The organism is Pacificispira sp. HM-600, assembly GCF_977993705.1.
In genome coordinates this window covers 1,463,726-1,489,050 of sequence record NZ_OZ388079.1, presented here as the reverse complement: position 1 = coordinate 1,489,050, position 25,325 = coordinate 1,463,726, and the positions used below count along the sequence as shown (strand labels likewise).

At 68.5% G+C, this 25,325-nt stretch carries 19 protein-coding genes; 7 read left to right on the top strand and 12 right to left on the bottom strand.

All coding sequences use genetic code 11. The annotated features are described in order from the left end of the window. Positions 1-2: 2 nt before the first annotated feature. Positions 3-1,325, top strand: coding sequence for a cation:proton antiporter domain-containing protein (locus ACXZ1E_RS07040; RefSeq protein WP_458042652.1), 1,323 nt, complete (start codon positions 3-5; stop codon positions 1,323-1,325). On the opposite strand, the gene galK is transcribed toward ACXZ1E_RS07040, so the two are convergent. Next, positions 1,285-2,430: a galactokinase gene (gene galK / locus ACXZ1E_RS07035; protein ID WP_458042651.1), complete on the bottom strand. Its 1,146-nt coding sequence runs from the start codon at positions 2,428-2,430 to the stop codon at positions 1,285-1,287. The genes ACXZ1E_RS07040 and galK overlap by 41 nt on opposite strands. Further along, entirely contained in the window at positions 2,427-3,578 is a 1,152-nt protein-coding gene (gene galT / locus ACXZ1E_RS07030) for a galactose-1-phosphate uridylyltransferase (RefSeq protein WP_458042889.1), read from the bottom strand. The genes galK and galT overlap by 4 nt, the downstream gene beginning before the upstream one ends. Positions 3,579-3,657: 79 nt before the next feature. Between galT and ACXZ1E_RS07025 the strand changes: the two genes are divergently transcribed. After that, the gene (locus tag ACXZ1E_RS07025; protein ID WP_458042650.1) at positions 3,658-4,626 is read left to right on the top strand and encodes a LacI family DNA-binding transcriptional regulator; all 969 of its coding nucleotides are present in this window, start codon (positions 3,658-3,660) and stop codon (positions 4,624-4,626) included. Here ACXZ1E_RS07025 and ACXZ1E_RS07020 read toward each other — a convergent pair. The 5 genes from ACXZ1E_RS07020 to ACXZ1E_RS07000 form a co-directional block, all read right to left on the bottom strand. Next, a complete protein-coding gene (locus tag ACXZ1E_RS07020) occupies positions 4,610-6,760 on the bottom strand; it encodes an alpha-galactosidase (RefSeq protein WP_458042649.1) in 2,151 nt (716 codons plus the stop codon). The two genes, ACXZ1E_RS07025 and ACXZ1E_RS07020, sit on opposite strands and share 17 nt — an antisense overlap. 98 nt (positions 6,761-6,858) lie before the next feature. Then, positions 6,859-8,184 (bottom strand): ABC transporter substrate-binding protein, encoded by a 1,326-nt coding sequence (locus ACXZ1E_RS07015; RefSeq protein WP_458042648.1) that lies wholly within the window; start codon positions 8,182-8,184, stop codon positions 6,859-6,861. A 54-nt stretch (positions 8,185-8,238) separates the two neighbouring features. Continuing rightward, entirely contained in the window at positions 8,239-9,150 is a 912-nt protein-coding gene (locus ACXZ1E_RS07010; RefSeq protein ID WP_458352080.1) for a carbohydrate ABC transporter permease, read from the bottom strand. Then, a complete protein-coding gene (locus ACXZ1E_RS07005; protein ID WP_458042647.1) occupies positions 9,147-10,073 on the bottom strand; it encodes a carbohydrate ABC transporter permease in 927 nt (308 codons plus the stop codon). The genes ACXZ1E_RS07010 and ACXZ1E_RS07005 overlap by 4 nt, the downstream gene beginning before the upstream one ends. Beyond that, positions 10,070-12,076, bottom strand: coding sequence for a beta-galactosidase (locus ACXZ1E_RS07000; protein ID WP_458042646.1), 2,007 nt, complete (start codon positions 12,074-12,076; stop codon positions 10,070-10,072). Before ACXZ1E_RS07000 ends, ACXZ1E_RS07005 begins: the two co-directional genes overlap by 4 nt. Positions 12,077-12,217: 141 nt before the next feature. Between ACXZ1E_RS07000 and ACXZ1E_RS06995 the strand changes: the two genes are divergently transcribed. Beyond that, positions 12,218-13,234, top strand: coding sequence for a LacI family DNA-binding transcriptional regulator (locus ACXZ1E_RS06995; RefSeq protein WP_458042645.1), 1,017 nt, complete (start codon positions 12,218-12,220; stop codon positions 13,232-13,234). 354 nt (positions 13,235-13,588) lie between these two features. On the opposite strand, the gene ACXZ1E_RS06990 is transcribed toward ACXZ1E_RS06995, so the two are convergent. After that, positions 13,589-14,878, bottom strand: coding sequence for a DUF222 domain-containing protein (locus ACXZ1E_RS06990; protein ID WP_458042644.1), 1,290 nt, complete (start codon positions 14,876-14,878; stop codon positions 13,589-13,591). 237 nt (positions 14,879-15,115) lie between these two features. Between ACXZ1E_RS06990 and ACXZ1E_RS06985 the strand changes: the two genes are divergently transcribed. Next, positions 15,116-16,252, top strand: coding sequence for a glycerate kinase (locus ACXZ1E_RS06985; protein WP_458042643.1), 1,137 nt, complete (start codon positions 15,116-15,118; stop codon positions 16,250-16,252). Here ACXZ1E_RS06985 and pgm read toward each other — a convergent pair. Further along, a complete protein-coding gene (pgm, locus tag ACXZ1E_RS06980; RefSeq protein ID WP_458042642.1) occupies positions 16,249-17,892 on the bottom strand; it encodes a phosphoglucomutase (alpha-D-glucose-1,6-bisphosphate-dependent) in 1,644 nt (547 codons plus the stop codon). The genes ACXZ1E_RS06985 and pgm overlap by 4 nt on opposite strands. A gap of 129 nt (positions 17,893-18,021) precedes the next feature. Between pgm and pheA the strand changes: the two genes are divergently transcribed. Then, the gene (gene pheA, locus ACXZ1E_RS06975; RefSeq protein WP_458042641.1) at positions 18,022-18,978 is read left to right on the top strand and encodes a prephenate dehydratase; all 957 of its coding nucleotides are present in this window, start codon (positions 18,022-18,024) and stop codon (positions 18,976-18,978) included. Positions 18,979-19,063: 85 nt separating this feature from the next. Here pheA and ACXZ1E_RS06970 read toward each other — a convergent pair whose 3' ends face one another. The 3 genes from ACXZ1E_RS06970 to ACXZ1E_RS06960 form a co-directional block, all read right to left on the bottom strand. After that, positions 19,064-20,149, bottom strand: coding sequence for an LLM class flavin-dependent oxidoreductase (locus ACXZ1E_RS06970; protein WP_458042640.1), 1,086 nt, complete (start codon positions 20,147-20,149; stop codon positions 19,064-19,066). A gap of 158 nt (positions 20,150-20,307) precedes the next feature. Then, positions 20,308-21,678 carry a cryptochrome/photolyase family protein gene (locus tag ACXZ1E_RS06965; protein WP_458042639.1) on the bottom strand — a complete coding sequence of 457 codons (1,371 nt, stop codon included), beginning with the start codon at positions 21,676-21,678 and terminating at the stop codon, positions 20,308-20,310. Positions 21,679-21,680: 2 nt separating this feature from the next. Continuing rightward, entirely contained in the window at positions 21,681-22,973 is a 1,293-nt protein-coding gene (locus ACXZ1E_RS06960) for a diacylglycerol kinase family protein (protein ID WP_458042638.1), read from the bottom strand. Positions 22,974-23,043: 70 nt separating this feature from the next. On the opposite strand from ACXZ1E_RS06960, the gene serS reads away from it, so the two are divergent. Continuing rightward, the gene (serS, locus tag ACXZ1E_RS06955) at positions 23,044-24,309 is read left to right on the top strand and encodes a serine--tRNA ligase (RefSeq protein WP_458042637.1); all 1,266 of its coding nucleotides are present in this window, start codon (positions 23,044-23,046) and stop codon (positions 24,307-24,309) included. After that, entirely contained in the window at positions 24,306-25,244 is a 939-nt protein-coding gene (locus ACXZ1E_RS06950; RefSeq protein ID WP_458042636.1) for an HAD family hydrolase, read from the top strand. The genes serS and ACXZ1E_RS06950 overlap by 4 nt, the downstream gene beginning before the upstream one ends. The last annotated feature ends 81 nt before the right edge of the window (positions 25,245-25,325 follow it).

The following is a 25,325-nucleotide window of genomic DNA, read 5'->3' as shown; positions in this document are numbered from 1 at the left end:
CCATGTTCACGGCCATCGCGTTCTTCGCCGCGCTCACGTTCGTGCTCAGCGCGTTCTCGCTCATTCTCGAGCGTGTCGGGGTGCCGCCGCTCGTGCTCGCCATGATGGCCGGGGTGGTCGCAGGGCCGTTCGTCGGCGGGCTGATCGATCCTGCGGACCTCGGCCTCCGCGCTCCGCAGGCGATGGAAGAGATCACCCGCTTCGTCCTGACCATCTCGCTCCTGGGTGTCGCGCTGCGTCTGCCGACGGGTTATTGGCGCGCGAACGCACGGTGGGTCGCCGCCAGCATCGGCGTGGGGATGCTCGTCATGTTCGCCGTCGCGGCAGGTTCCGTCCTATTGCTCGGCGTGCCGCTGCTCACGGCGCTGCTGATCGCCGCCGCCATCACACCGACCGACCCCGTCGTCACGACGCCCATCGTGACGGGCCCGATCGCCGAGAAGCGCATCCCCTCCCGCGTCCGCTTCAACATGTCGTCGGAGAGCGGACTGAACGACGGACTCGGTTTTCTGCTCGTCATGCTGCCGGTTCTGCTGCTCGCGCGTCCCACCCGTGAGGCGTGGTCTCATTGGGCAGGGCATGTTCTGCTCTGGGAGGTTCTCACGCCCGTCGTCGGCGGTCTCATCCTCGGCGCCGCGGCGGGCTATCTGATGGATACGGCGGCATCGCGCAACTGGACGATGAGTGCTTCCTACCTGGGCTACGGAGTGGCCATGGCGCTCGCGGTGCTCGGCATCTTCCGGCTGCTGGGCACGGACGCGATCCTCGCGGTCTTCGTCGCGGCCGCCGCGTTCAGCGACCGGATCACGAGCGATCTGCGCCATGAACTCGGGCAAGAGATCGACGCGCTCGGACGCGTGATCATCATCCCCATGTTCGCTCTGATCGGGGTGATTCTGCCGTGGGGCGAATGGGGCGAGCTCGGCTGGGCGTGGCCCCCCGTGCTCATCCTGGCGATGCTCGGCCGGCGGATCGTGGGGATCTGGGTGACACGCCCCCTCTATCGGCGATTGCACACGCGCACCGAGTCCGCCTTCCTGTCGTGGTTCGGACCCGTCGGCGTCTCGGCGCTCTTCTATGCGAGCCTCGCGGCGGAGCGCACGGGCGACGCCCTCGTGTTCCCCGCCGTCACCCTGACGATCGCCTTGTCGGTGCTCGTGCACGGACTCACCGCGACGCCCGCCGGTGTGTGGCTGGCCCGCCATCCGGGGCGGGCCGTCGAGCCGGCCGGGTCGGGCGTAGGCAGGGTGTTTCCGCGTCGTGCTGGGCCCTGGAGCGGCGCCCCTACGCGTCGCGCCCGGCGCCCCGGGAGGGCGTCACGGTGAAGGTGTGCGGAGCGCCAAAGGAGCGGTCCGAGAACGCGCGACGCACCGCTCCCGTCACCGCACCGACGAGGTCCTCGGCGACGAGCGCGATCGCCGCCCCGCCGAAGCCGCCGCCGGTCATCCGCGCGCCGACCGCACCGGCCGCGAGCGCGGCATCCACAGCGGTATCGAGCTCGGGTGTCGAGATCTCGAAGTCGTCGCGCATCGAGACGTGCGATGCGACGAGCAGGTCGCCGATCGCGTGAGGTCCGCTCTCGCGCAGCGTCCGCACGGTATCGAGCACGCGATAGTTCTCCGTGACGATGTGGCGGACGCGCCGGAAGGTGACGTCGTCGAGGAGCGCCTGCGCCCGGGGAAGGTCATCGAGCGTCAGATCGCGCAGCGCGGGCACATTCATCGACGCCGCGCCCAGCTCGCACGACGCGCGGCGCTCGCCGTAGCCGCCGGTCGCGTGTGAGTGCTTGACGCGCGTGTCGATGACGAGCAGCCGGAGACCTGCCGCGTCGAAGCCGAGGTCGATGCTCTCGGTCGCGAGCGTCCGGCAATCCAGGAACGTCGCGGCATCGGCACGCCCGAGCATCGAGGCGACCTGATCCATGATGCCGGTCGGGGCACCGACGGCATCGTTCTCGGCCGTCCGCCCGGTCTTCGCGAGATCCAGCGGGCTGAGTCCGAGGTGCCAGAGGTCGTTCAGCGCGCTCGCGGCCGCGCCCTCGATGGCCGCCGACGATGACAGGCCGGCTCCGATCGGCACGTCGGACGAAAACGCCAGATCCAGGCCGGGCAGCTGGCGCACGTCCGTCTCCGTTGCGCGCAGGGCCGCCCAGGCGACGCCGAGCGGGTAGGCGGCCCACTCGGGAATGCCGTGGTCAGGGCTGTCGAACAGGGTCGGCAGCTCGACGAGTGCCACTTCGACCGGGTTCGGATCGAACGTCGACGCGACGTGGACGACGCGGTCGTTGCGGCGAGCCGCCGTCACGCGCGTGCGGTATTCGATCGCGAACGGCAGCACAAAGCCTTCGTTGTAGTCCGTGTGCTCGCCGATCAGATTGGCGCGGCCCGGAGCCGACCAGGTGCCTGCGTCGGTTGTAGAGGTGGGGATCATCGCTCGATTGCCTCTCGGATGCGGGCCGCGGAGTCCTCGGGGGCGATGTCGCCGATCCAGGCGCCCATCGCCGCCTCAGAACCCGCGAGGTACTTCAACTTGTCTGCCGCCCGCCGCGGGGAGGTGAGTTGCAGGTGCAGGCGCACAGTGTCGCGCCCGGTGTGCACGGGAGCCTGGTGCCAGGCGGCGATGTACGGGGTCGGGGCTTCGTAGAGGCGATCGACGCCGCGCAAGAGACGCAGATAGGCATCCGCCAACTCGTCGCGCTCCTCCGGACTCGTGGCGGCAAAGTCGGGAACGTGTCGCTTCGGTGCGAGATGAATCTCGACGGGCCAGCGGGCCGCGAACGGCACGTAGGCGATCCAGTGGTCTGATTCGAGCACAACGCGCGGCCCGTCGGCTTCGAACGCGATGATCCGCTCGAACAGGTCGGGTCCCTCGCGCTCGATCGACGCGAGCAGGGTCGACGTCCGCGGAGTGATGTAGGGGTACGCGTAGATCTGACCGTGGGGGTGACGCAGCGTCACGCCGATCTCTTCGCCGCGGTTCTCGAACGGGAAGACCTGCTGGATGCCGGGGAGTGCCGAGAGCGCCGCGGTGCGATCTGCCCACGCCTCGATCACCGTGCGAGCGCGCGTCGTCGTCTGCGTGCCGAAGGATCCCTCGTGTTCGGGGCTGAAGCACACCACCTCGCAGCGACCGACAGATGATCGGGTGCGGCCGAGCCCGGGTGCGACGAGATCGGTAAGACCCTGGGGCGGGTCGACGGCGCGGGGGGCCGTATCGGTGGGCTCGGCGAGTCCGGGTCCGAACGACGGCGACTTGTTCTCGAAGACCGCGACGTCGTACCGGGAGGGGATTTCGGACGGGTTGGTGGGGGTTTGCGGCGAGAGGGGATCGAGGTGCGCGGGGGGCAGGAAGGCCCGGTTCTGTCGCGCGGCGGCGACCGAGATCCAGTCGCCGGTCAACGCATCGCGGCGCATGGTCGCGGTGGCGGGACGCTCGCCGAGGGCGCGGGAATCGATGGCACGCTCGGAGCCGAGCGTGGTACCCGGGTCGTCGTAGTAGAAGAGTTCGCGGCCGTCCGCGAGGAGGGTGGCGCGGCGGACGATCCCGCCCGAGAGGGGCAGGGCATCGTCAGGAAGCATGTTCACGATAACACGCTATATTCCGCGGCTGATATCGTCAACATCGGAGGCACAGATGGCTAATTTGCAGCGACCGTCGATGGCCGATGTAGCGGCTCTCGCCGGTGTCTCGGCTCAAACGGTGTCGCGGGTCGTCAACGCGAGCCCACGCGTCGACCCCGAAACGCGGCACCGCGTCGAGGCCGCGCTGGCCCGATCCGGGTATCGCGTCCACCGCGCCGCGCGCGCCTTACGAACGGGTCGGACCGGCATCATCGGGGCCGTGGTTTCCACCCTTGCCACGGTCGGCAACTCGCTCATGCTGCAGTCTGTCGTCGACGAGGCATCCGTCCGCGGATACTCCGTCGTCATCGCCCGTATCGGCGCGGACGGACCAGCGGAGGCCTTCGAGAGATTGCGCGAACAGGGCGTGGATGGCGCGATCGTCGTGAACGAGGCATCCGCTCTCCTCCGCGACGTGACGCTGCCCGACGAGCTGCGCCTCGTCGTCGTCGATTCGCCCCCCGACTCGCGCTACGCCGGAATCGAGACGGCGCACGCCGACGGTTCCGCCGCGGCGACGCGACACCTTCTCGAACTCGGCCACCGCGCGATCGCTCACATCGCCGGGCCCGACTCTTCGTATGCCGCCGCCGAGCGCGAGCGAGGTTGGCGCGAAACGCTCACAGCCGCGGGGTGCCTTCCCGGCCCGTTGGTGCGAGGGCAGTGGACCTCGGCGTCGGGGTTCGTGGCGGGTGGATGGCTGATGGATGCCGGTGCGCCGACCGCCTTCGTCGTCGCCAACGATCAGATGGCGCTGGGTGTGCTGCGCGCGGCGATGGAGCGCGGAATCCGGATCCCCGAGCAGCTCAGCGTGGTCGGGTTCGATGACGTCGACGATGCGCAGAACTACAGTCCCGCGCTCACGACCGTGCGCCAGCCGTTCGACGAACTCGGGCGCCGGGCGGTCGCGGCGGTGCTGGATGACGCCGAGGCGGGCTCGCGAGAGGTCGTGCCAGCGCCGCTCATCGTCCGGGCGAGCACGGCGGAGTTCACTCCACGCGGGTGAACTCGAGCAGCGTCGCGCTGCCCGGGTTGAGAACCGGCATCGGCAGCCCGACTTCGCCGAGGAGCCGTCCCGAAGCGGTCAGGGGTGCGGGCATCCAGGCGGGCGCCTGCACCTGGTGCAGGTCGCTGTTCCCGAGTTCAGTCCGCGCCCGCACGACATAGGTCGCCGCCGGGTCGAGTCCGGGAACGCGCACGCGCATCGCGCCCCCGCTCGTTGAGGGGGCCAATCGCACCCAGGCGAACACGGCGTGGTCGCCGCTCGGCGAGACGATGCCGTGCAGCAGCGCGCCCTCGTCCACACCATCGGCCCGCACGGTGACCCCGGCGTGCAGGAGCGGCCGCAGTTCGCGGTACAGCTCGCTCCACGCCCGCAGCGCCTGCCGTTCGTCGTCGGTGCACCCGGTGATGTCCCACTCGATTCCGGCATGGTCGAACAGGGCCGTGACCATTCGGAACGACAGCGACGCCGTGCGGTGGGTCGTGTGGGCGCGCGCCGGCCCGACGTGCGAGCCCACGATCTCGGGCGGCAACAGCACGCCGGTGAACCGCTGGATCAGCTGGCGCTCAATCGGGTCGTTCGTGTCCGAGGCCCACACGCGCTGCGCGTGCGAGAGCACGCCCAGGTCGACGCGCGCGCCGCCACTCGCGCACGATTCGATCTCGAGTCGCGGATGCCGCCGGCGCAGTTCGTCCATCAGTGCATACGCTGCGAGCACCTGGTCGTGCACCGCGGGTCGACCGTTCGCGCGAGACACAGCGGCGTGCAGATCGCGGTTGTGATCCCACTTGACGACGTCGATCGCGTTCGTGCCGATGACCTCGTCCATGCGCTCGAGGATGTGGTTCCATGCGTCCGGTTGGGTCAGATCGATCGCGAGCTGGTGACGCCACAGCGGCTGCGACCGAGCGGTGCCGAGGATCCACTCGGGGTGGGTGCGGGCGAGGTCCGAGTCCGGGTTGATCATCTCGGGCTCGAACCAGATGCCGAACTGCATGCCGAGGCCATGGACGAGATCCGAGAGGCCCCGGAGGCCGTCCGGCCAGGCATCCGTGTCGATCGTCCAGTCACCGAGTCCCGACCGGTCATCGGGGCGTCCGGTGAACCATCCGTCGTCGAGGACGAACCGCTCGACGCCGACGGATGCCGCGGTGCGGGCGAGTTCGCCGAGCCGCTCGGGATCGTGGTCGAAGTAGACCGCCTCCCAGGTGTTCAGCACGAGGGGTCGGGGCGAAGTGGGGTAGGCCGGCAACGACCGTACGGCCTCGTGCAGACGGGCGCTCAGCCCGTCGATGCCGTCGGCGCTGAAAATCAGGAGCGTCTCGGGGGATTCGTACGACTGCCCGGGTCCCAGACGCACCTCACCTGCGAGCAGCAATTCACCCGCGGACATCGCGGTGGCATGTACTCCCGCACCCTCGGGCAAGCGCTCGACGGCGGTGTCGAGGTTGCCGCTCCAGGCAGTGTGGCAGGCCCACACGCGGCCGCTGCGGAAGCCGAAGCCCTCGGTTCCGGTGATCGTCACGAACGCGGCATCGTGGCCGGTCCGTCCGCGCCGGTTTTCACGCACGTGTGCCCCGAACGTGATAGGCGTGCGCTGGGCGCGACGCTCGCCCGTCCAACGACCCGTGAAGTCGAGGATTTCGTCGACCTCCGTCGGCAGGGGCGCGAGAGCGCGCACCGCGACGAGATCGAGGGGATCGCCGGCAGTCGCGGTCGAGGTGACGCGCACGCGGTGGCGCAGGATCCCGAAGCGATCGAGGTGCAGCGTGAGGTCGACGGATGCTTCGGCCGCCGCATCCTCGAACGAGAACACCACCGTCTCGGCGTCGGGGCGGGCCGTCGAGATCAGCGCGGGGGCCGGGTCGGCGTGCTGCCCGCCCCGGTGCCATTCGAGTGCGGGGCGGCCGGACCATCCGCTGCGCTCGGTCGCGAGCAGCGGGAACAGCCGGGGGGAGTCGAAGCTCGAGTACGAGACGCCGCCCGTGCTCGTGACCGTGAGGGCGGCGGTGTCGGATTCGTCGAGCGCAGTACCCCAGTGCAGGATCCGCGGCTCGGGGTCGATCGCGATGACGACGCTCACCCCCGCGGCGCGCAGGTGCACGGCTTCCGGGAACGTCTCGACGATCTCTGACATGCTTGCTCCTCGCAGAACATCGTCCGTGAGCGCCCGGTGAGGCGCCCACGGACGATGTGGGTGTCGTGCTGACTACTCAGAAATTACTCTGCGACTGTCTACTCGGCTACCGGGATCGACTGCGCCTCGAGCGTCTTGATCGTCGCGGCCTGTCCAGCTTCGAGCGCCTCGAGCAGGGTACCGCTGCCGCTCACGGCGGCTTTGAAGCCATCCGAGATGTCGGCGTAGGTCTGCGTCATGGTCGGGCCCCACACGAAGTCGGGCGAGACCTCGGTTGCGGCCTGCGCGAACACATCGTAGATCGCCTGGTCGCCGTAGAACTCCACGCCCTCGGCGAGGGTGGGAAGCTCGAGTCCGCTCAGCGCGGCCGGGTAGATGTTCGCCGAGGCGTTCAGAGCCGCGAGTGCTTCGTCCGATGTGTTGAGCCACAGGGCGAACTTGGCCGCCTCGTAGACGTAGTCGCTGCCCTTGAGTACCGCGACGGACGAGCCGCCCCAGTTTCCGCCTTCGGCGTCTCCGGCGCTCCACTGGGGGAGTGCCGCAACGCGCCAGTCACCGGCGGTGTCGGGCGCTCCGCTGGCGATGGAGTTCGCACCCCACACGGCCGAGGGCCACGTCCACGCGGCGCCCGAGTTGTAGGCGTTGTTCCACTCGTCGGTCCACGCGGGGACGGTCGAGACCAGGTCTTCGGCGATCATCTGTTGCCAGTAGTCGGCGACCGTCGTGGATGCCTCATCCGTGAAGTCGACCGTCCACGCCGAGCCGTCGTTGGCAAACCACTCGCCGCCGCCCTGCCAGACGAATCCGGCGAACTGGTTGATGTCGCCCTGCGAGAAGTTGGTGATGTAGCCACCGAGTTCGCGGATCTGGCGAGCCGCGTCCATGTACTCCTCCCACGTCGTGGGGATCGCGATGCCGTTCGCCTCGAACAGGTCGGCCCGGTAGAACAGGCCCATGGGTCCGATGTCCTGCGGGATTCCGTAGACGCTGTCTTCGGTGCCGAGGCTGACCTGGCCCCATGCCCAGTCGACGAAGTCGCCCTCAGCTGCGACGACCTCTTCGCAGGCGCCGAGGTCTTCGATGCCGTCCTGCACGCGGAAGTTCGGCAGTGCGTCGTACTCGATCTGACCGAGGTCGGGCGCGTTGCCGGCTGCGATCTGGTTGAAGAAGTTCTGGTACGTCCCGCTGTTGCCGTTGGGGCCGGTCTGAACCTTGACCTGGATGTCGGGGTTCTCCTCGTTCCAGATCTCGACGACCTCTTCGATGCCGGGGATCCACGAGGTGAACTCGAGCGTGACGTCCTCGCCGGCGGGGGCGCAGGCCTCGGCCGAGCCGCCGTTGTCACTGGAACCGGCGGCACAGCCGGACAGCGCCAGGGCGCCGACCGTCAGGACCGCCGCTGCTGCTTTGTAGCGAAGGTGCATGTGATTTCCTTTCGGGGTGGATCGCCGGGCGGGTCGTTCCGCTCGACGGGGGACTTACTTCAGGGCTCCAGCGCCCAATCCGTTTCGCCAGAAACGCTGAAGCAAGAGGAAGGTGATGATCAGGGGGATGACGGATACCAGGGCCCCGACGAGTACGAAGGATCGCAGCTCGGGGATCTGGTTCAGCTGCGTGTTCCAGCTGTAGAGACCGAGGATGACGGGGAACAGTTCTTCGCTGCGCAGCATGATGAGCGGCAGGAAGAAGTTGTTCCAGATCGCGACGAACTGGAAGAGGAAGATCGTCACGAGCGCGGGGGTCATCAGGCGGACACCGACGGTGAAGAAGGTGCGCACCTCGCCGGAGCCGTCCAGGCGGCTCGCCTCGAGCAGTTCGTCCGGCACGGACTGAGCCGCGAAGATGCGCGCGAGGTAGACGCCGAACGGGCTGACGATCGAGGGGAGGAAGACGGCCCAGAACGTGTTGGTCAGCTGCACCTGGCTGAAGAGCAGGAACAGCGGCAGCGCGAGCGCCGTGGTGGGAACGAGCACGCCGCCGAGCACGACGTTGAACAGCAGGTCGCGGCCGGGGAAGCGGTACTTCGCCAGGGCATACCCGGCCATCGCCGCGAGGATCGTGGCGACCGCTCCGCCGAGCCCGGCGTAGAGCACCGAGTTGCCGAGCCAGCGCAGGTACACCCCGTCGCGGTAGGCGAAGACCTCACCGATGTTGGTGAAGAGCTGGAAGTCGGCGAACCAGAGGGGGTTCGTCGTGAGGATCTGGCTGGTGTCTTTGCTCGAGGCGACGAGCAGCCACCAGAGGGGCAGCAGGAAGTAGATCGTGAAGACGCTCATCACGATCATCGCCGAGAGGCGTGGCACGCGCGGTTCGCGGATGCGTGTGGTGCCGTTCTCCTGGGTGCCGTTCTTCTTGAGGGGGGCGGAGGTGACTCCTGCGGTAGCGCTCATTCCTGTGCATCCTTCCGCTGGGTGTACTTCAAGAATCCGAACGAGAGCACGAAGGTGGTCAGCGCGAGGACGACCGAGAACGCGGCCGCGAGGTTGGTGTTCGGGATCGCCGCTGTTGCGATGACGGTCATGTTCGGGGTGAACGTGCTGGTGACGGCCGAGCTGAACGAGCGGAAGACCTGCGGCTCGGCGAGCAGCTGGAGTGTTCCGATGATCGAGAAGACGGCGGTCAGCACGATGGCGGGGCGGACGAGCGGGATCTTGATCGACCAGGCGATGCGGAACTGCCCCGCGCCATCCAGTCGCGCCGCCTCGTAGATCTCGGTGGGGATCGACAGCAGTGACGAATAGATGATGAGCATGTTGTAGCCGGCATAGACCCAGGTCACGACATTCGCGATCGACCACAGCACGAGGTCGGCGCCGAGGAAGTCGATGTTCTGCGTGATGGCGGTGAACGGCGACAGGTTCGGCGAAAGCAGCGACCCCCACATGATCGCCGCGATGACGCCGGGTACGGCGTAGGGAACGAAGTAGGCGAGGCGGAAGAAGCGGCGGCCGCGGACGAGCGACGAATCCAGCAGCAGGGCGAACACGAGAGCGAGCCCGAGCATGATCGGCACCTGCACGACGCCGAACACGAGCATCCGTCCGACCGATGTCCAGAATGCGTCGCTCTGGAAGACCTGCACGTATTGGGTCAGGCCGCCGAAGACGAGGGTGGCTTCGCCGAACGTGCCCTCGCGCTGCACGACGAGCAGCGATTGCCAGAAGGCGTACCCGATCGGAACGAGATAGAACAGGGCGAACAGGATGCCGAAGGGCAGGAAGAGCGCGAGGATCGCACCCTTGTGGGGGACGCGGATGCGTCGTGCCCGAGCGGTCGGCTCGGCGGTGGGCCCCGCGGATGTCGCGACGGTCATGCGGACTCCTCGATGATGCGGACGCCGCCGGCCGGGACGACGACCCTGCCCGTGACGGATTCCTGGTGGACCAGATCGTGTCCATGCGCCGTGACGGTGGCGTCTTCGGCGGTGTGGTTGATGGCGAAGAGGATGCTGCGTCCCTGGCCCGTGCGACGGATCAGATCGAGTCTTCCGTGATCCGGGAGAAGCTGCGGTACTCCCGCCTCGACGACGAGACGTTGGATCAGCGTGAGGTAGCTCGCGTCGTCCGGGGTCGTCGCGAGGTACCAGGCGGCTCCGGCACCGTGGGCGCGGCGGGTGATCGCGGCGGAGCCCTGCGCGGGTCCGTCGACGAAGGTGCTGAGAACGTCGGCGTCGACCACGTCGATGCGCTCGCTCCAGATCGACCCGATCGTTCCGTCCGACAGGCGGACGGTGGTGTCGGGATGCAGCGGCGCGAACTCTTCGACACGGAGTCCGAGCAGGTCGCGGAACGCGGCGGGGTAACCGCCGAGGCCGACCCGGTCGTTTTCGTTGACCGTGCCGCTCGCAAACGTGATCAGCACGCTCGCGCCGCGCTCGGCCGCGGCGGCGATGTCGTCCGCTTCGCTATCGCGCACGAGGTGCAGGGCCGGTGCGATCACGAGGTCGTAGCCCGAGAGATCGGAGCCCGGGCGGACGACGTCGACGGTGACTCCCGCGGCGTCTAGTGCGCGGTGCGCCGCATGTACCTGGTCGAGATACTGCACCGCCTCGCTGGGGCGACCCTCGCCCTCGAGCGCCCACCAGCTCTCCCAGCTGAAAAGGAGTGCGGTCGATGCGCTCACGCGGGTGCCGGTGACGGGGGCCAGGCGCTCGAGCAATCCGCCGAGCTCGACGCTCTGCCGCCACAGTGCGCTGTCGGTTCCGGCGTGGGGGAGGAGGGCCGAGTGGTACTTCTCCGCGCCCTGCGCGGATGCGCGCCACTGGAAGAAGCAGATGCCGTCGGCGCCGCGCGCGAGGTGGGTCGAGATGGTACGGACGAGCTCGCCCGGAGCCATGGCGATGTTGTACGGCTGCCAGTTCACGGCGCTCGTGGAGGTCTCCATGAGCAGCCAGGGGTCGCCACCGGCCAGGCCGCGGGTCAGGTCGGCGGCGAAGGCCACCTCGCCGGTCGGGTCAGGAAGGCGGCGGTCGATGTAGTGATCGTTGGCCACGACATCCATCTCGCCGGCCCACGTCCAGTAGTCCTGCGTGCGGATGTGCGCGGTGGCCATGAAGTTCGTCGTGACCGGCGCGTCGCTGTGGCGGCGGATGATCTCGGCCTCGGCGCGGTAGAGGGCGAGCCCTGCGTCGGAACTGAAGCGCGCGAAGTCGAGCATCTGACCCGGGTTTCGCAGCGACAGTGCTGCACGCGGGGTGAGGATCTGGTCCCAGGCGCTGTAGCGCTGGCTCCAGAAGCTCGTACCCCAGGCGGCGTTGAGCGCGTCGATCGTTGTGTAGCGGGCTTCGAGCCAGGTGCGGAAAGCGTCCACGCTGGCGTCGCAGTGGCAGAGCGCGTTGTGGCAGCCGATCTCGTTCGAGACGTGCCAGAGGGCGAGCGCGGGGTGCGAGCCGTAGCGTTCGGCAACGGCCTCGACGACGGCGGCGGCGTGCGCGCGGTAGATGGGCGAGCTCGGGCAGAATGCCTGGCGACCGCCCGGGTAGCGGCGCGTGCCGTCCTCGACCATGGGCAGCATCTCGGGGTACGCGGTGCTCAGCCACGGCGGGGGCGAAGCGGTGCCGGTGCCGAGGTTCACGCGGATGCCGTTCTCGTGCAGCAGGTCCATCATCGCGTCGAGGTCGTCGAAGTTCCAGACGCCGGGGGCGGGGTTGATCGAGGACCAGCCGAAGATGTTGATCGCGACGAGCCCGATGCCGGCTTCGCGCATGAGCGCCATGTCTTCGAGCCAGGTCGCGCGGTCCCACTGCTCGGGGTTGTAGTCGCATCCGTAGAGGACGCCCGGGTTCTGGGCGAGATCAGCGACGACAGCGGCGGGCATCCGGTGCGCTCCTTTGCGTAGGTTCTGTGCACGTGCACACATTCGAGCGAAAAACTCGCCCACAGGAAATGTGTGAACGTGCACATGTTGCCACGGGTACGGCGCGATCGTCAAGCGGATGTGCTCGCTAGGCTGTCGAACATGCCCCCGGTTTCCGCTCAACCCCGACGCAGTACGGTGCACGATGTTGCCCACGCGGCCGGCGTCTCGCGAGGAACGGTCAGTCGGGTCTTGAACGGCGGGTACGTCTCGGAGGTGGCCCGCGAAGCGGTCGAGCGGGCCATCCGAGCCGTCGGATACGTGCCCAACAACGCCGCACGTACGCTCGTTCGTCAGCGCACGCAGGCCGTTGGCTTTATCGTGCACGAGCCGCACTCGCTGTTCCTGGAAGACCCCAATATCGGTGGCATCATGCTCGGCACGAACGCGACGCTGTCGGAGGCGGACTATCAGATGGTGTGTCTGGTGGTGGATTCGCGACGCGACACCGACCGCGTGGCGCGTTACCTGTCCGGCGGGTTCGTTGACGGTGTCGTGATCGTCTCGGCGCGACGTGAAGATCCGATCACGGATGTCGTCGAGCGCCTGGCTCTGCCCGCGGCATTCGTGGGTCACCCACCGGGAATCAGTGCCGCCTGGGTGGGCGTCGACAATCGGGGCGCGGCGCGCGAGCTGACGAATCGCTTCCGGGCATCTGGTCGTCGGCGGATCGGGATGATCGCCGCGGCTCTCGATCGTGATTCGGGTTCCGACCGCCTGGCCGGGTTCCGCGAAGCGATGGGCGAGGACTTCGACCCGACGCTTGTCGAAGAGATCGCGCTCTACTCGTACGCGGACGGCGTCGTCGGCATGACTCGTCTGCTCGAGCGGGTGCCCGACATCGAGGGCGTTTTTGCGGCTTCGGATGCCGTGGCCGCGGGTGCCATCGAGGCGATCAAGGCATCGGGGCGACAGGTGCCGGTCGACATCGGTGTCGTCGGTTTCGACGACAGTACGTGGGCGCGGCGCACGGTTCCGGCGCTCTCGACCGTGCACCAGCCCGCCGAGGGCCTGGGGCGTGCTGCCGCCACCGCCGTGCTCGCTCAGCTCGCGGGCGAGAGCTTCTCGGACTCGGGGCAGCTGCTTCCCACCCCGATCGTCTGGCGCGAGTCGGCGTAGGAGGTTCCCACGCTCCCTGAGCTTGTCGAAGGGAGCAGCCAGGCGTTGCGTGCGACGGCGCGGGCCCGGTCGTTGAGCGCCCTTCGGCAAGCTCAGTGGCCGCGGAGCGAGTCGAAATGCTTGCCGCGACGGATGCTGGGGCGGATGGTGTGGTGGGGTCTCGTCATTTCGTCTCGGCCGTTCGGGCCTCGCTCAATGACGGGGACCGGGTTCGCGCAGCGGGTCACTTCGACAGGCTCAATGACGGGGACCGGGTTCGCGCAGTGGGTCACTTCGACAGGCTCAGTGACCGGGTTCGCGCAGCGGGTCACTTCGACAGGCTCAGTGACCGTGTGGCTCAGTGACCGGGGTGTTTCAGAACGGTGGTGGGTCCGTGTTCGGCGTGAAGAGGACCAGCGCGGGTGGGGGTTTGTCGATGTAAACGTGACCGCCGGGTGAGGTCCATTCCAGGACTCCGCCGCCGAGTTGCCGGACGGTCCACGCGGTTTCGCCTTTGAGGGTGTGGTGGCGTTTGCAGAGGCAGGCGAGGTTGCAGACGTCGGTGTCGCCGCCCAACGCATAGTCGAGACTGTGGTCTCGATCGCACCGGTGGGCGGGTTGTCGGCATCCAGGGAATCGGCAGTGCTGATCACGGGCGCGGAGGAACCGTTTCATATCCGCCGACGGCGTATACCGGTCGACGGCGAGGACACATCCCGTGATCGGGTCGGCGAGGACCCGGTCCCATCCGGTCGCGTGTCCCGCGAGTTGCCGGGCCGTGGCGGGGTCGATCGGGCACCGTCCGACCAGTTCGGCGGGCTCGTCCGTGACGCCGGCCAACGCGAGGGCGGGGATGGTGACGTTCACGATCGCTTGGATCGACCCGAGCCCACCAAATCCGTCGGACATTCCCGCGCCGGTCTGGGCGTCGGGTGTGGTGGTGAGGAGCATGTCCGCGACAAGGTCCGCACGGATCTGATCTATCGTCCGCACATCAGACGGGTCGGCGTTCTTGATCGCCTTGGCCTGCTGCGTGATGCGGTCGTGTATCGCGTGGGCGAGTACCGCGGGTTGGATGGTGCTGAACTCTGCCATCCCATCCCCGATGTCCCGCACACCGACACCCCGCGAAGCACGGGCTTCCTGGTGGCTTTCCGTCAGCGTTCGGGGCTGCAGCGTCTCTGCCAGTCGGGCGAGCGCGGACCCGAGCCGTCCGGGTGTCGTCCCCTCAGCCCGGACCACAGCTTCGTGCTCGAACACGGCACGCGCGTCCGCGTCGGTGAGCGGCATCCCGTGCTCCATGATCACCGCGACATGCCGCGCGCTGACCCGGCCCTCATCCCACGCGTCAAACGTTGCGGGGAACGCTTCGGCTAACACGGCGGCGTCGTTCATCCGGCCCTGCACGGTGCGATCGGACATGCACGCCGCGACCGCCAACTCCGCAGCCAAAGCACGAAGAGGCAGTTCTGCCTCACGCGAGGACGTCGACCCCAACTCAGCGACTCGACGCATCCCGAGATCCGCCGCATCCGCCAGCACCCGCGCCTGCGCAGCCTGCGCACGAGCGACCGCCCGCGACGCGTCCGCGAACCGGATCGCGAGGTCACGCGCCTCGGTATCGACGTCGCAGATGTCAGCGACGCGATCGTTGTTCGAATGCATGTTCTAAACTCTACGGATCACCACCGACACCCGAACCCCGAAAAGCTCCCACATCACGCCAGAATCGCGCCGAAAAGATGAGAGTTCTCACATCTCACCGCGCTCGTGTCGATAGGAGAAACGCATTCACTTCGACAGGCTCAGTGACCGGGTCGGCGTAGCAGGTCACTCCGCGGTGGGCTCAGTGACCGGGGCGCTCCCCGAGCCCACCGCGGAGTCCGCGAGATGATGGGCACCATGCCGCGAATCGTGATGGCTCCCGACAGCTTCAAGGGCACCGTGGCGGCGGCGGATGTCGCGGCCGCACTTGCCGATGGCTGGCGTTCGGTGCGCCCCGCCGACGAGATCATCGTGGCCCCCATGGCCGATGGCGGTGAGGGGACGCTCGACGCCATCGCGGTGGGCGCCGCGAGCGTCGCCGGCGCGGTGCGTGTGCACGTCACGGTTCCGGGTCCGGCGGGGGAGCCCGTCGAGGCCGCGTGGCTCCGTCTGCCCGCAACTAACGCAGCGCCCGAGGGTGTCGGCGTGGTCGAACTCGCGCAGACGTCGGGCATCGAGCTGCTCGAGGGACGCCCCCGTCCCTGGACCGCTTCCACGCGCGGGTTCGGCGTCGCAATAGCGGACGCGCTCGCGGCCGGTGTCTCGCGCCTCGTGCTCGCGATCGGATCGAGCGCTTCGACGGACGGCGGAGTCGGGATGCTGCGGGCGCTGGGCGCACGCTTCGTGGACGCCGCGGGTGACCCGATCGGCGACGGCGCGGCGGGCCTCGAACAGCTCGTCGCCGTTGACCTGGGCGACCTCGCCAAACGACCGGCTGGCGGCGTGCGTGTTCTCACAGACGTGACGAACCCGCTGCTCGGCCCTCTCGGTGCCGCGGCGGTCTTCGGGCCGCAGAAGGGGCTCGATGCTGCCGGAGTCGTTCGCGCCGATTCGGCCCTCGAACGTCTCGTCGGGCTGGTGCGCGGGTTCGATCCCGAGACGCCCGGCGCGGGCGCGGCGGGCGGAACGGGATGGGCACTGGGTGTCTGGGGAGCCGAGCTCGTGACCGGCGCGGCCGAGGTCGCCGATCTGACCGGACTACGCGGTGCCGCGGCATCCGCTCAGTTCGTCGTCACGGGTGAGGGTGCGTTCGACTCGCAGTCCGCGGCGGGCAAGGTCCCGGCCTACGTGGCCGGGCTAGCGCCGGGGCGTGCCGTTCTGGTCGCGGGGCGGATAGACCCCACGGCCAATACCTCGGTGTTCGAGGCATCCGTCTCTCTGACCGAACTGGCCGGATCGAGCGAGCGTGCCCTGGCGGAACCGACGGACTGGCTGCGAGCCGCCGGTGCTCACCTTGCACGCGAACTCGGGCCCCGGCTCGACCCGTGCGGTTAGGAGTCCCCGAGCGCGGCCGCGACGACCGCGCGGGCCTCTTCTTGCACCTCGGCGAGGTGTTCGGGCCCGCGGAGGGATTCGGCGTAGAGCTTGTAGACGTCCTCGGTGCCCGACGGGCGGGCGGCGAACCACGCGTGCTCGGTCTGCACCTTCAGCCCACCGATCGCCGCGCCGTTGCCGGGAGCGTGCGACAGCTTGGCCGTGATCGGCTCGCCCGCCAGTTCGGTCGCCGTGACGGCATCCGGTGACAGCTTCGACAGCGTCGCCTTCTGCGCGGGCGTCGCGGGTGCATCAACACGTTGGTAGGCGGATGCGCCGAACTCCGCCTCGAGCTCGGCGTAGCGCTGCGATGGGGTCTTGCCCGTGACGGCGAGGATCTCGGCGGCGAGTAGAGCGAGCAGGATGCCGTCCTTGTCGGTGGTCCAGACCGAGCCATCCGTCCGCAAGAACGAGGCGCCGGCGGACTCTTCGCCACCGAAGGCAACCGAGCCGTCCAGCAGCCCGGGCACGAACCACTTGAAACCGACGGGCACCTCGAGCAGGCGACGACCGAGCGATTCGGTGACCCGGTCGATGATCATCGAGGACACCAGCGTCTTGCCCACAGCCGCGTCGGCCGACCAGCCCGGCCGGTGCGCGAACAGGTAGTCGATGGCGACGGCGAGATAGTGGTTGGGATTCATCAGCCCGGCGTCGGGCGTGACGATTCCGTGACGGTCGGCATCCGCGTCGTTGCCGGTCAGGATGTCATACTCGTGGCGCCGTGCGACGAGGGATGCCATCGCGTTGGGCGACGACGGATCCATGCGGATCTTCTCGTCCCAGTCGAGCGTCATGAATTTCCACGTCGGGTCGACATCGGGGTTCACGACGGTCAGGTCGATCCCGTACACCTCTGCGATCAGGGCCCAGTACTCCACCGAGGCGCCGCCCAGCGGGTCGGCTCCGATGCGGACGCCCGCCTTTTTGATCGCCTCGATGTCGATGATGTTGGCCAAGTCGCGCACGTAGGCGTCACGGAAGTCGTAGCGCCCGAGGCCGTCGATGTCGATGTCGGCGTGACGAACCCGCGCGACCCCCTCGAGACCGGCGGTGATCAGCGCGTTGGCGCGGTCCGCGATCCACGACGTCGCGTCGGTGTCGGCCGGGCCTCCGTGCGGCGGGTTGTATTTGAAGCCGCCGTCGCGCGGCGGGTTGTGGCTCGGCGTGACGACGATGCCGTCGGCCCGGCCCGCATCATCCGCGGGTCGTCCGTTGTTGTAGGCCAGGATCGCGTGGCTGAGCGCCGGCGTCGGCACCCACGCGTCACGCGCATCGACCCGTACATCCACGCCGTTCGCGACCAGCACCTCGATGGCCGTCCGCTCGGCCGGCAGCGACAGCCCGTGTGTGTCACGACCAAGGAAGAGCGGGCCGGAAATGCCCTGGGCGGTGCGATAGTCGACGATCGCCTGGGTCGTCGCCAGGATGTGGTCTTCGTTGAAGCTCGTCGACAGCGACGAACCGCGATGACCGCTCGTGCCGAACGCGACGCGTTGCTCGGGGATCGACACATCCGGCTTGCGGTCGTAGTAGGCGGCGATCAACGCGTCGACGTCGATCAGATCGGATGCTTCGGCTAACTGTCCTGCGCGGCTCATCGTCCTAGTCTGCCTCGCCGGGGCGGCTGGGTCACCTTCTCGGGCGTTACCGGTGCGCCGACGCATCTTCAATGTGTCGCGAGGCCCGCAAAAATAGGCTTCGCACGCGCGGGACTAGGCTGAGTGCTCGTGACAGCCGCCTCCGAACCCGCCCGCCGCACCTACAGCTTCCTCGGGCCCGCCGGCACGTTCACTGAGGCGGCGCTCGCGCAGGTACCCGAGGCCCGCGGTCACCAGTGGGTTCCGGTGCACAACGTCGGTGAGGCGCTCGCGGATGTCGTCGAAGGCCGGTCGGATGCCGCGATGATCGCCATCGAGAACTCGATCGATGGCGGCGTCTCGACAACGCAGGATGCTCTAGCCACCGTCCCCGGTCTGCGCATCATCGGCGAGTACCTCGTCCCGGTGAACTTCGTCCTCGTCGCTCGCCCCGGAACGACGCTCGCCGACGTGTCGCTCGTGGCGGGGCATCCGGTCGCCTACGCGCAGTGCCTGCAGTGGCTGACGCGCGAGCTGCCGGCCCACGCGCACATCCCCGCCGCGAGCAATGTGGCCAGTGCCATCGGGCTTCTCGATGGCACGAGCGATGCCGATGCCGCGATCGCGCCCCCGACCATCACCGAGCACCACGACCTCGAGGTGCTGGCCGAGAATATCGGCGACAATCCGAATGCCGTGACCCGCTTCGTCCTCGTCGGGCGGACGGTCGCGCCCACCCCACCGACCGGGGCCGACAAGACCTCGCTGATCGTCGAGCTTCCGAAGGACTACCCCGGTGCGCTGCTCGAGTTGCTGGAGCAGTTCGCGACCCGCGGCATCAACCTGAGCCTGCTCGCGTCGCGCCCGATCGGCGATGCCCTCGGTCGCTACCGCTTTGTCATCGACGCCGACGGACACATCCAGGATGAGCGGATGGCCGACGCACTACTGGGGCTTCGCCGCTTCAGCCCCAAGGTGATCTTCCTCGGCTCGTATCCGCGCGCCGACCGCGTCGTCGTGCGCTACCCCGACCGGTACTCCGACGACATCTTCGTCGAGGCCCGCGACTGGTTGCGCGGCCTGCTCAGCGGCGAACCCGGCGCCTGAGCCCCGGCATCCGGTTCACCCGTCGCATATGGCGGGTGTTGGGCGCTGAACCCGCCATTCGTGACGGGTGAATCAGGCTGGCGCGTCAGACGACCGGCGCCGACACCTGCTCTGCGATCAGCTCGAGGGTTTGGATGCGACCTTCGGATGTCTCAAGCGGCTCCGCGTCGTAGGCTCCGCCGACGGGTGACAGCATGACCTCGTCGACGCCGTGCTGCGCGGCAAACGCCGCGAGTCCGGATGCCACATCCTCGCCGGTACCGATGAGCCAGCGTGACCGGGCGGCTTCCATGAACGACACAGCCAAGCCGTCGGACAGACCACCGGTGCCGTCGCGCTGCGCCGCCTCTGCCTGCTCAACGGTCTCGAGCGGCGTGAGGGGCTTGTTGGTGCGCAGTCGCGCCATCATCCGCAGTTGCGGGAGGGCTCGAGCATCCGCTTCTTCCGCCGTCGGAGCGGCGACCGCGTTGATCGTGAGCAGTGTCCGCGGCTCGGGGTGCGCTTCGTTCGGCACGTACTGGTCGCGGTACAGCGACAGAGCGCGCTCGAGGCCCTCACCCGAAAAGTGGTTGGCGAAGACGTACGGCAGGCCGAGCGAGGCTGCGAGCTGCGCCGAGTAGTCGCTCGAACCGAGCAGCCACACCTCGGGCGAGGCGGAAGCCGCGGGCGTCGCGTGCACCGTGTATTCGCCTCCGCTGGTGAAGCGGAGCGTCGCGCCGCCGGGCGAACTCATCGCCAGGATGTCGCGAATGTGGTCGGGAAAGCGGTCGACGTCGCTCGTCGCCCCGGACTGGCGGAGCAGCTGCGTGATGACGGGGTCGCTGCCCGGCGCGCGGCCGATGCCGAGATCGATGCGACCGGGCGCGATGGCCTCGAGCGCCGCGAACTGCTCCGCGACGATGAGTGGCGCGTGATTCGGCAGCATGACACCGCCTGAGCCGACCCGGATGCGTTCGGTGCGCGACGCGGCGGCCGCGATCAGCACGGGCGGGGTGGTCGACGCGACGGCGGGCATGTTGTGGTGCTCGGCGAACCAGTAGCGCCGATATCCCAACCGGTCGGCATGAACGGCGAGGTCGAGGGATGCCGCGACCGCTTGCGCGCTGTTCTGGCCCGCGCGAACGGGCACGAGGTCGAGAACCGACAGGGTGGGGGCTGCGTGAGAAGTCATCACGGTGTTTAACCGCGAGGGGCGGGCTCCGCATTCCCGTGAGATCGGGCGGGTCGCTTCGACAGGCTCGGCGATCGAGATCGGGCGGGTCGCTTCGACAGGCTCAGTTGACCGGGAGGCGACGGCCCCTGAGCTTGTCGAAGGGTCCGCCGCACGACCTAGCTCCGCCGCATCCGTTCGTATGCGTCGAGCGCGGCCTTGCGGGTTTCGCCGAGGTCGACGATCGGTTCGGGCGCTCGCCCACGCCCGTACTCCGGCGCCCATCGCCCGATGTACTCGCCGTGGGGGTCGAACTTCTTCGCCTGTAGCTCGGGGTTGAAGACCCGGAAGTAGGGCGCTGCGTCCGCACCGGATCCGGCCACCCACTGCCAGTTGAAGGGGTTGCTCGCGCCATCCGCGTCGACCAGGGTGTCCCAGAACCATTCTTCGCCGTGGCGCCAGTCGATCAGCAGGTTCTTGATCAAGAACGACGCGGTCACCATGCGCACCCGGTTGTGCATGATGCCGGTGTGCCAGAGCTCTTTCATGCCGGCGTCCACCAGAGCGATTCCGGTGCGCCCCTGCTGCCACGTCTTCAGCGCGGAAGGCTTCAGTCGGGGCCAGGGGAACTCGTCGAACTCGCGGCGCAGGTTCACGGTCGCCAGGTCGGGGTTGTGGAACAGCACGTGCGCGGCGAACTCGCGCCATCCGATCTCGGACAGGAATCGCTGAGCCGCGGCGGCCTGCGGCCCGCTCGCACCCTCTGTGCGGGTGACCGTCGCATGCCACACCTCGTAGGGGCTGATCTCGCCCCAGCGCAGACGCGGCGACAGTCCGGACGTCACGCCCGCGGCGGGTTCGTCCCGCGCCCGGTCGTAGTCGTCGAGGTCATCGCGCAAGAACTCGGTCAGCCGAGCGCGTGCGGCGGGCTCGCCCGGTTCCCACGTATCGCGCAGGCCCTCGGCCCAGTCGGGATCGGTCGGAAGCAGGGCCCAATCGTCCAGCGCATCGCTGTCGATATCGGCGGTCCCGGTGAGCTCGCGCGGAGCGGGCAACGATGCGCGCGGTGCCGGAAGGTTACGGCATGCCCGCCAGAACGGTGTGAAGACGGAGTACGGCTGACCGGCGCCGGTGCGGACGGTCCATGGTTCGAACAGCAGCGAGGCCCCGAACGACTCCACGGTCACGTCGTCGTCGCGCAGACTCGACTTGAGCGAGGCGTCGATCTCGCGCTCGGCGCCCCCGTAGCGGCGGTTCCAGAAGACGGCGCCTGCCGAGGCATCCGTCACCGCGTGACGCACCTCGCGCCCCGCCGGTCCGCGCCGCAGAACCAGCTGAACGCCGAGCTCGCGCAGACTCTCGCCGAGTGACGTGAGGCTGCCGTGCAACCACCAGCGCGCGGCGCCACCGAGGGGACGGATGCCGTCCGAGACCTCATCGAGCACGTAGAGAGCGATAATCGGCCCGCCCCGATCCATCGCCGCGCGCAGGGCGGGGTTATCGGCGATGCGGAGGTCGTCGCGGAACCAGACGAGCGATGCGGATGTCATCGTCAGAAGTCGGACGTGTCGTGGCCCTGGGGCACGACGATGCTCAGGCCGCCCTGTTCGATGGTGCAGCGGATGCGTACGGCTTCGCCGAGTTCGTCTCCATCGAGCTCGATCGGCTGGGCGGGCGATGTCGCCAGCTCGATGCCCTCGCCCTGCAGGAAGCGCACCGAGCTGTTGCGACCTCGGCGCTCGAGCACGCGACGACCGGCGCGGAATCGGCGGAGCACGCTGTTGTCCCACCAGACCTTGCGCCAGACGCCCAGCCATCCGAACCATCCGGAAGGCTGGATGACAGCGACGTCCAGCAATCCGTCGACGATGGACGCCTCCGGAATCAGCGCGATGCCAGCGGGAAGGGCGCCGCAATTCGCGAACAGTACGCTCTGCACCTTGGCGGCGTGCAGGCGGCCGCTCTCCATCTGGTACATCACGCGGAAGGGCTTGGCGGTGGCGAGCGAGCGCGCCGCACCGTCGACATACGCGACCCAGCCGACGGTCTTCTTCAGCTGCGAGTTGGTGTTGGCGATCATCGCGGCATCCAGCCCGATCCCAGCCATCACGACGAACGCATGGCGTTCGCGGCTGCCGTCGACCCGGCGGATGTCGGCGAATCCGATGTCGACCGGATGCGTCGTGCCGGTGAAGGTCGCCGCCACCATGGGCTCGGAGTCCCCGAGGGGCAGGCCGAGGTTGCGCGCAAGAAGGTTGCCCGTGCCGCTCGGCACGATGGTGAGGGCGACTCCGGTACCCGACATGGCCTCGGACACTGCACGCACCGTGCCGTCGCCGCCCGCGACCATCACGGCGTCGACGCCCTCGGCGAGGGCCTGCCGGGTGACGTCATCGCCGAGGTCGTCGACGGTCGTCTCGAAGAACAGGGGCTCGGCCCAATCGGCTTCCGCGGAAAGCCGCGTCACCTGGTCACGGAGCCGGTCCTTGTCGACCTTGATGGGGTTGTAGACGAGCGCGGCGCGCTTCTTCGGACGCGGGTCCTCGGCATCCATCGTGGTCGTCTCACCCTCGGGCGTGACCTGGCGAGCTTCTCCGGTCTCGCCGTCCGTCGTGTCGGGCTCGACGTCCTCGGGTTCGCGGATGACGCCGTCGGGTTTTGCCGCTTCTTCGGGGTCGGGCTCGTTCTCCGGGCCGTCCACCGGCTCCGAGTCGTCGTCGAAGCCCTCCGGCAGTCCATCGACGTCATCGAGGCTCTTCGCGTCGTCCGGCACCTCGGTATTCACGGGCGCGTCGTCCGGCGTCTCCGCGGCGTCGTCGGGGGGAGGGGATGAGGCCGCAGTCATGTTCCCCACCCTAGGCTCCGCGGGCGCCACGCCGGGGATCGCGTGGTATTCGCGCAACTAGACTTGACGGATGATCGACCCCGTGCTTCTTCGCGACGCCCCCGACCTCGTCACTCGCTCCCAGGTCGCCCGCGGGCACTCGCCCGAAACCGTGGACGTCGCGCTCGTCGCGGATCGCGAGCGTCGCGCCGCGATCACCGCGTTCGAAGAGCTGCGTGCCGCACAGAACGCGTTCGGCAAGGACGTCGCCAAGGCGCCGAAGGACGAGAAGGCTGCGCTCGTCGCGGAGGCCAAAGGCCTGGCCGACCGTGTCAAGCAGGCGCAGGCCGCCGTCGCCGTTGCGGAAGAGGCCGCGGATGCCGCCTTTGCCAAGATCGAGAACATCATCATCGACGGGGTGCCCGCGGGTGGCGAGGCCGACTTCGTCGAGATTCGCCGTGTCGGCGAGATCCCGACCTTCGACTTCACGCCTCGCGATCACCTCGAGCTCGGCGAGATGCTCGGTGCCATCGACATGGAGCGCGGGGCCAAGGTCTCGGGTGCACGCTTCTACTTTTTGACGGGCATCGGCGCGCGCCTCGAGATCGCGCTCATGAATCTGGCCCTGAACTCGGCCCTCGAGGCCGGGTTCGTGCCACTCATCACCCCGACGCTCGTCCGCCCCGAGATCATGCGCGGCACGGGGTTCCTCGGCGAACACTCGGACGAGGTCTACCACCTGCCCGACGACGACCTGTATCTGACGGGCACGAGCGAGGTCGCGCTCGCCGGGTACCACAAGGACGAGATCCTCGACCTGACGGATGGTCCTCTGCGGTACGCCGGATGGTCGACCTGCTATCGGCGCGAGGCCGGGTCACACGGCAAGGACACCCGCGGCATCATCCGTGTGCACCAGTTCAACAAGCTGGAGATGTTCGTCTACACGACGCCCGAAGAGGCCGAGGCCGAACACGAGCGTCTGCTGGGCTGGCAGGAAGAGATGCTCGGCAAGCTCGGGCTGACGTACCGCGTCATCGATGTAGCGGCCGGCGACCTCGGCTCTTCCGCGGCGCGCAAGTTCGACATCGAGGCGTGGATTCCGACGCAGGATGCCTATCGCGAACTGACCTCGACGAGTAACTGCACGACGTACCAGTCACGTCGCCTCGACATCCGTCACCGCCCCGACGGCGGACGCACGCAGCCGGTTGCGACGCTGAACGGGACGCTCGCGACCACCCGCTGGATCGTGGCGTTACTCGAGACGCACCAGCGTGCCGACGGTGCGGTATGGGTGCCCGAGCCGCTCCGCCCGTACCTGGGTGGGCTCGAGGTCCTGGAGCCGATCGCGTGATCGAAGCTCACGACGCGAGCAGCGACGACGTGGACGCCCGCATCCCCGACACCGGGGAGGTCGAGGTCGTCGAGCGCGACGAAGCCGCCGAGATCATCGAGCACGTCGCCCACGACTCCGCCGACCCCGAGGTCACGACCCTTCCGTTGCTGATCGTGCTCGATATCGACGGCACGATCCTGCTCGAAGACGAAACCCTCAGCCCCGGGATCGTCGAGGCCGTCGCCGACGCCCGTGCGGCGGGCAACGAGGTCATGCTCGCGACGGGGCGCAGCTGGGAAGGCACCCGAGGCATCCTGCGCGTGCTCGAACTCGATCCCGAGTACGTCGTGTGCTCGAACGGCGCCGTTGTGCTGCAGCGCCGTGACACCGGACAGGTGCACTACGAGCGTGTACACACCGAGACGTTCGATGCGACCGAGGTGCTGACGCTGCTGCGGCAACACCTGCCCGATGCGAAGTACCTGGTGGAGCTTCCCGGTGGTGAGCGGTACTACACCGACTATCTCGAGGACTGGAACCTGCTCGCGGCGCACCGCGTGCCGTTCGAGGAGCTCGGCAAGCACCCCGTTTCGCGTGTCGTCGTCGTGTCGCCCGAGCACGCCGAGGGTGACTTCCTGCGCCTCGTCGACGAGATCGGTCTCACCCAGGTGTCGTACGCGATCGGCTGGACCGCCTGGCTCGACATCGCACCGCAGGGAGTCGATAAGGGCACCGCGCTCGAGCTCGTGCGCCGGTGGCTCGACATTCCCCCCGACCGGGTGCTTGTGATGGGCGACGGTCGCAACGACGTCGGCATGTTCCGCTGGGCGCTCGAAAAGGGCGGTCGTGCGATCGCGATGGCTCAGGGCCCCCAAGAGGTTCTGGATGCCGCGGGCGAGATCACGCTCTCGGTGCAAGAAGGCGGCGTCTCGGACATCCTCCGCCGCCTGTAGCCCCGGTGATGGTGCCGCGGACCCGGGTCAATCCCGTTCCGCCGCGCCGAGGCATCCGCTTTCAGGGCCTTGCCAGCACTT

What these genes read in the sequence shown, in the direction of transcription:
- ACXZ1E_RS07040 (WP_458042652.1), top strand. Translation starts at nt 3, where the DNA reads ATGTTCACGGCCATCGCGTTCTTCGCCGCGCTCACGTTCGTGCTCAGC.
- galK (WP_458042651.1), bottom strand. Translation starts at nt 2,430, where the DNA reads ATGATCCCCACCTCTACAACCGACGCAGGCACCTGGTCGGCTCCGGGC.
- galT (WP_458042889.1), bottom strand. Translation starts at nt 3,578, where the DNA reads ATGCTTCCTGACGATGCCCTGCCCCTCTCGGGCGGGATCGTCCGCCGC.
- ACXZ1E_RS07025 (WP_458042650.1), top strand. Translation starts at nt 3,658, where the DNA reads ATGGCCGATGTAGCGGCTCTCGCCGGTGTCTCGGCTCAAACGGTGTCG.
- ACXZ1E_RS07020 (WP_458042649.1), bottom strand. Translation starts at nt 6,760, where the DNA reads ATGTCAGAGATCGTCGAGACGTTCCCGGAAGCCGTGCACCTGCGCGCC.
- ACXZ1E_RS07015 (WP_458042648.1), bottom strand. Translation starts at nt 8,184, where the DNA reads ATGCACCTTCGCTACAAAGCAGCAGCGGCGGTCCTGACGGTCGGCGCC.
- ACXZ1E_RS07010 (WP_458352080.1), bottom strand. Translation starts at nt 9,150, where the DNA reads ATGAGCGCTACCGCAGGAGTCACCTCCGCCCCCCTCAAGAAGAACGGC.
- ACXZ1E_RS07005 (WP_458042647.1), bottom strand. Translation starts at nt 10,073, where the DNA reads ATGACCGTCGCGACATCCGCGGGGCCCACCGCCGAGCCGACCGCTCGG.
- ACXZ1E_RS07000 (WP_458042646.1), bottom strand. Translation starts at nt 12,076, where the DNA reads ATGCCCGCCGCTGTCGTCGCTGATCTCGCCCAGAACCCGGGCGTCCTC.
- ACXZ1E_RS06995 (WP_458042645.1), top strand. Translation starts at nt 12,218, where the DNA reads ATGCCCCCGGTTTCCGCTCAACCCCGACGCAGTACGGTGCACGATGTT.
- ACXZ1E_RS06990 (WP_458042644.1), bottom strand. Translation starts at nt 14,878, where the DNA reads ATGCATTCGAACAACGATCGCGTCGCTGACATCTGCGACGTCGATACC.
- ACXZ1E_RS06985 (WP_458042643.1), top strand. Translation starts at nt 15,116, where the DNA reads ATGCCGCGAATCGTGATGGCTCCCGACAGCTTCAAGGGCACCGTGGCG.
- pgm (WP_458042642.1), bottom strand. Translation starts at nt 17,892, where the DNA reads ATGAGCCGCGCAGGACAGTTAGCCGAAGCATCCGATCTGATCGACGTC.
- ACXZ1E_RS06970 (WP_458042640.1), bottom strand. Translation starts at nt 20,149, where the DNA reads ATGACTTCTCACGCAGCCCCCACCCTGTCGGTTCTCGACCTCGTGCCC.
- ACXZ1E_RS06965 (WP_458042639.1), bottom strand. Translation starts at nt 21,678, where the DNA reads ATGACATCCGCATCGCTCGTCTGGTTCCGCGACGACCTCCGCATCGCC.
- ACXZ1E_RS06960 (WP_458042638.1), bottom strand. Translation starts at nt 22,973, where the DNA reads ATGACTGCGGCCTCATCCCCTCCCCCCGACGACGCCGCGGAGACGCCG.
- serS (WP_458042637.1), top strand. Translation starts at nt 23,044, where the DNA reads ATGATCGACCCCGTGCTTCTTCGCGACGCCCCCGACCTCGTCACTCGC.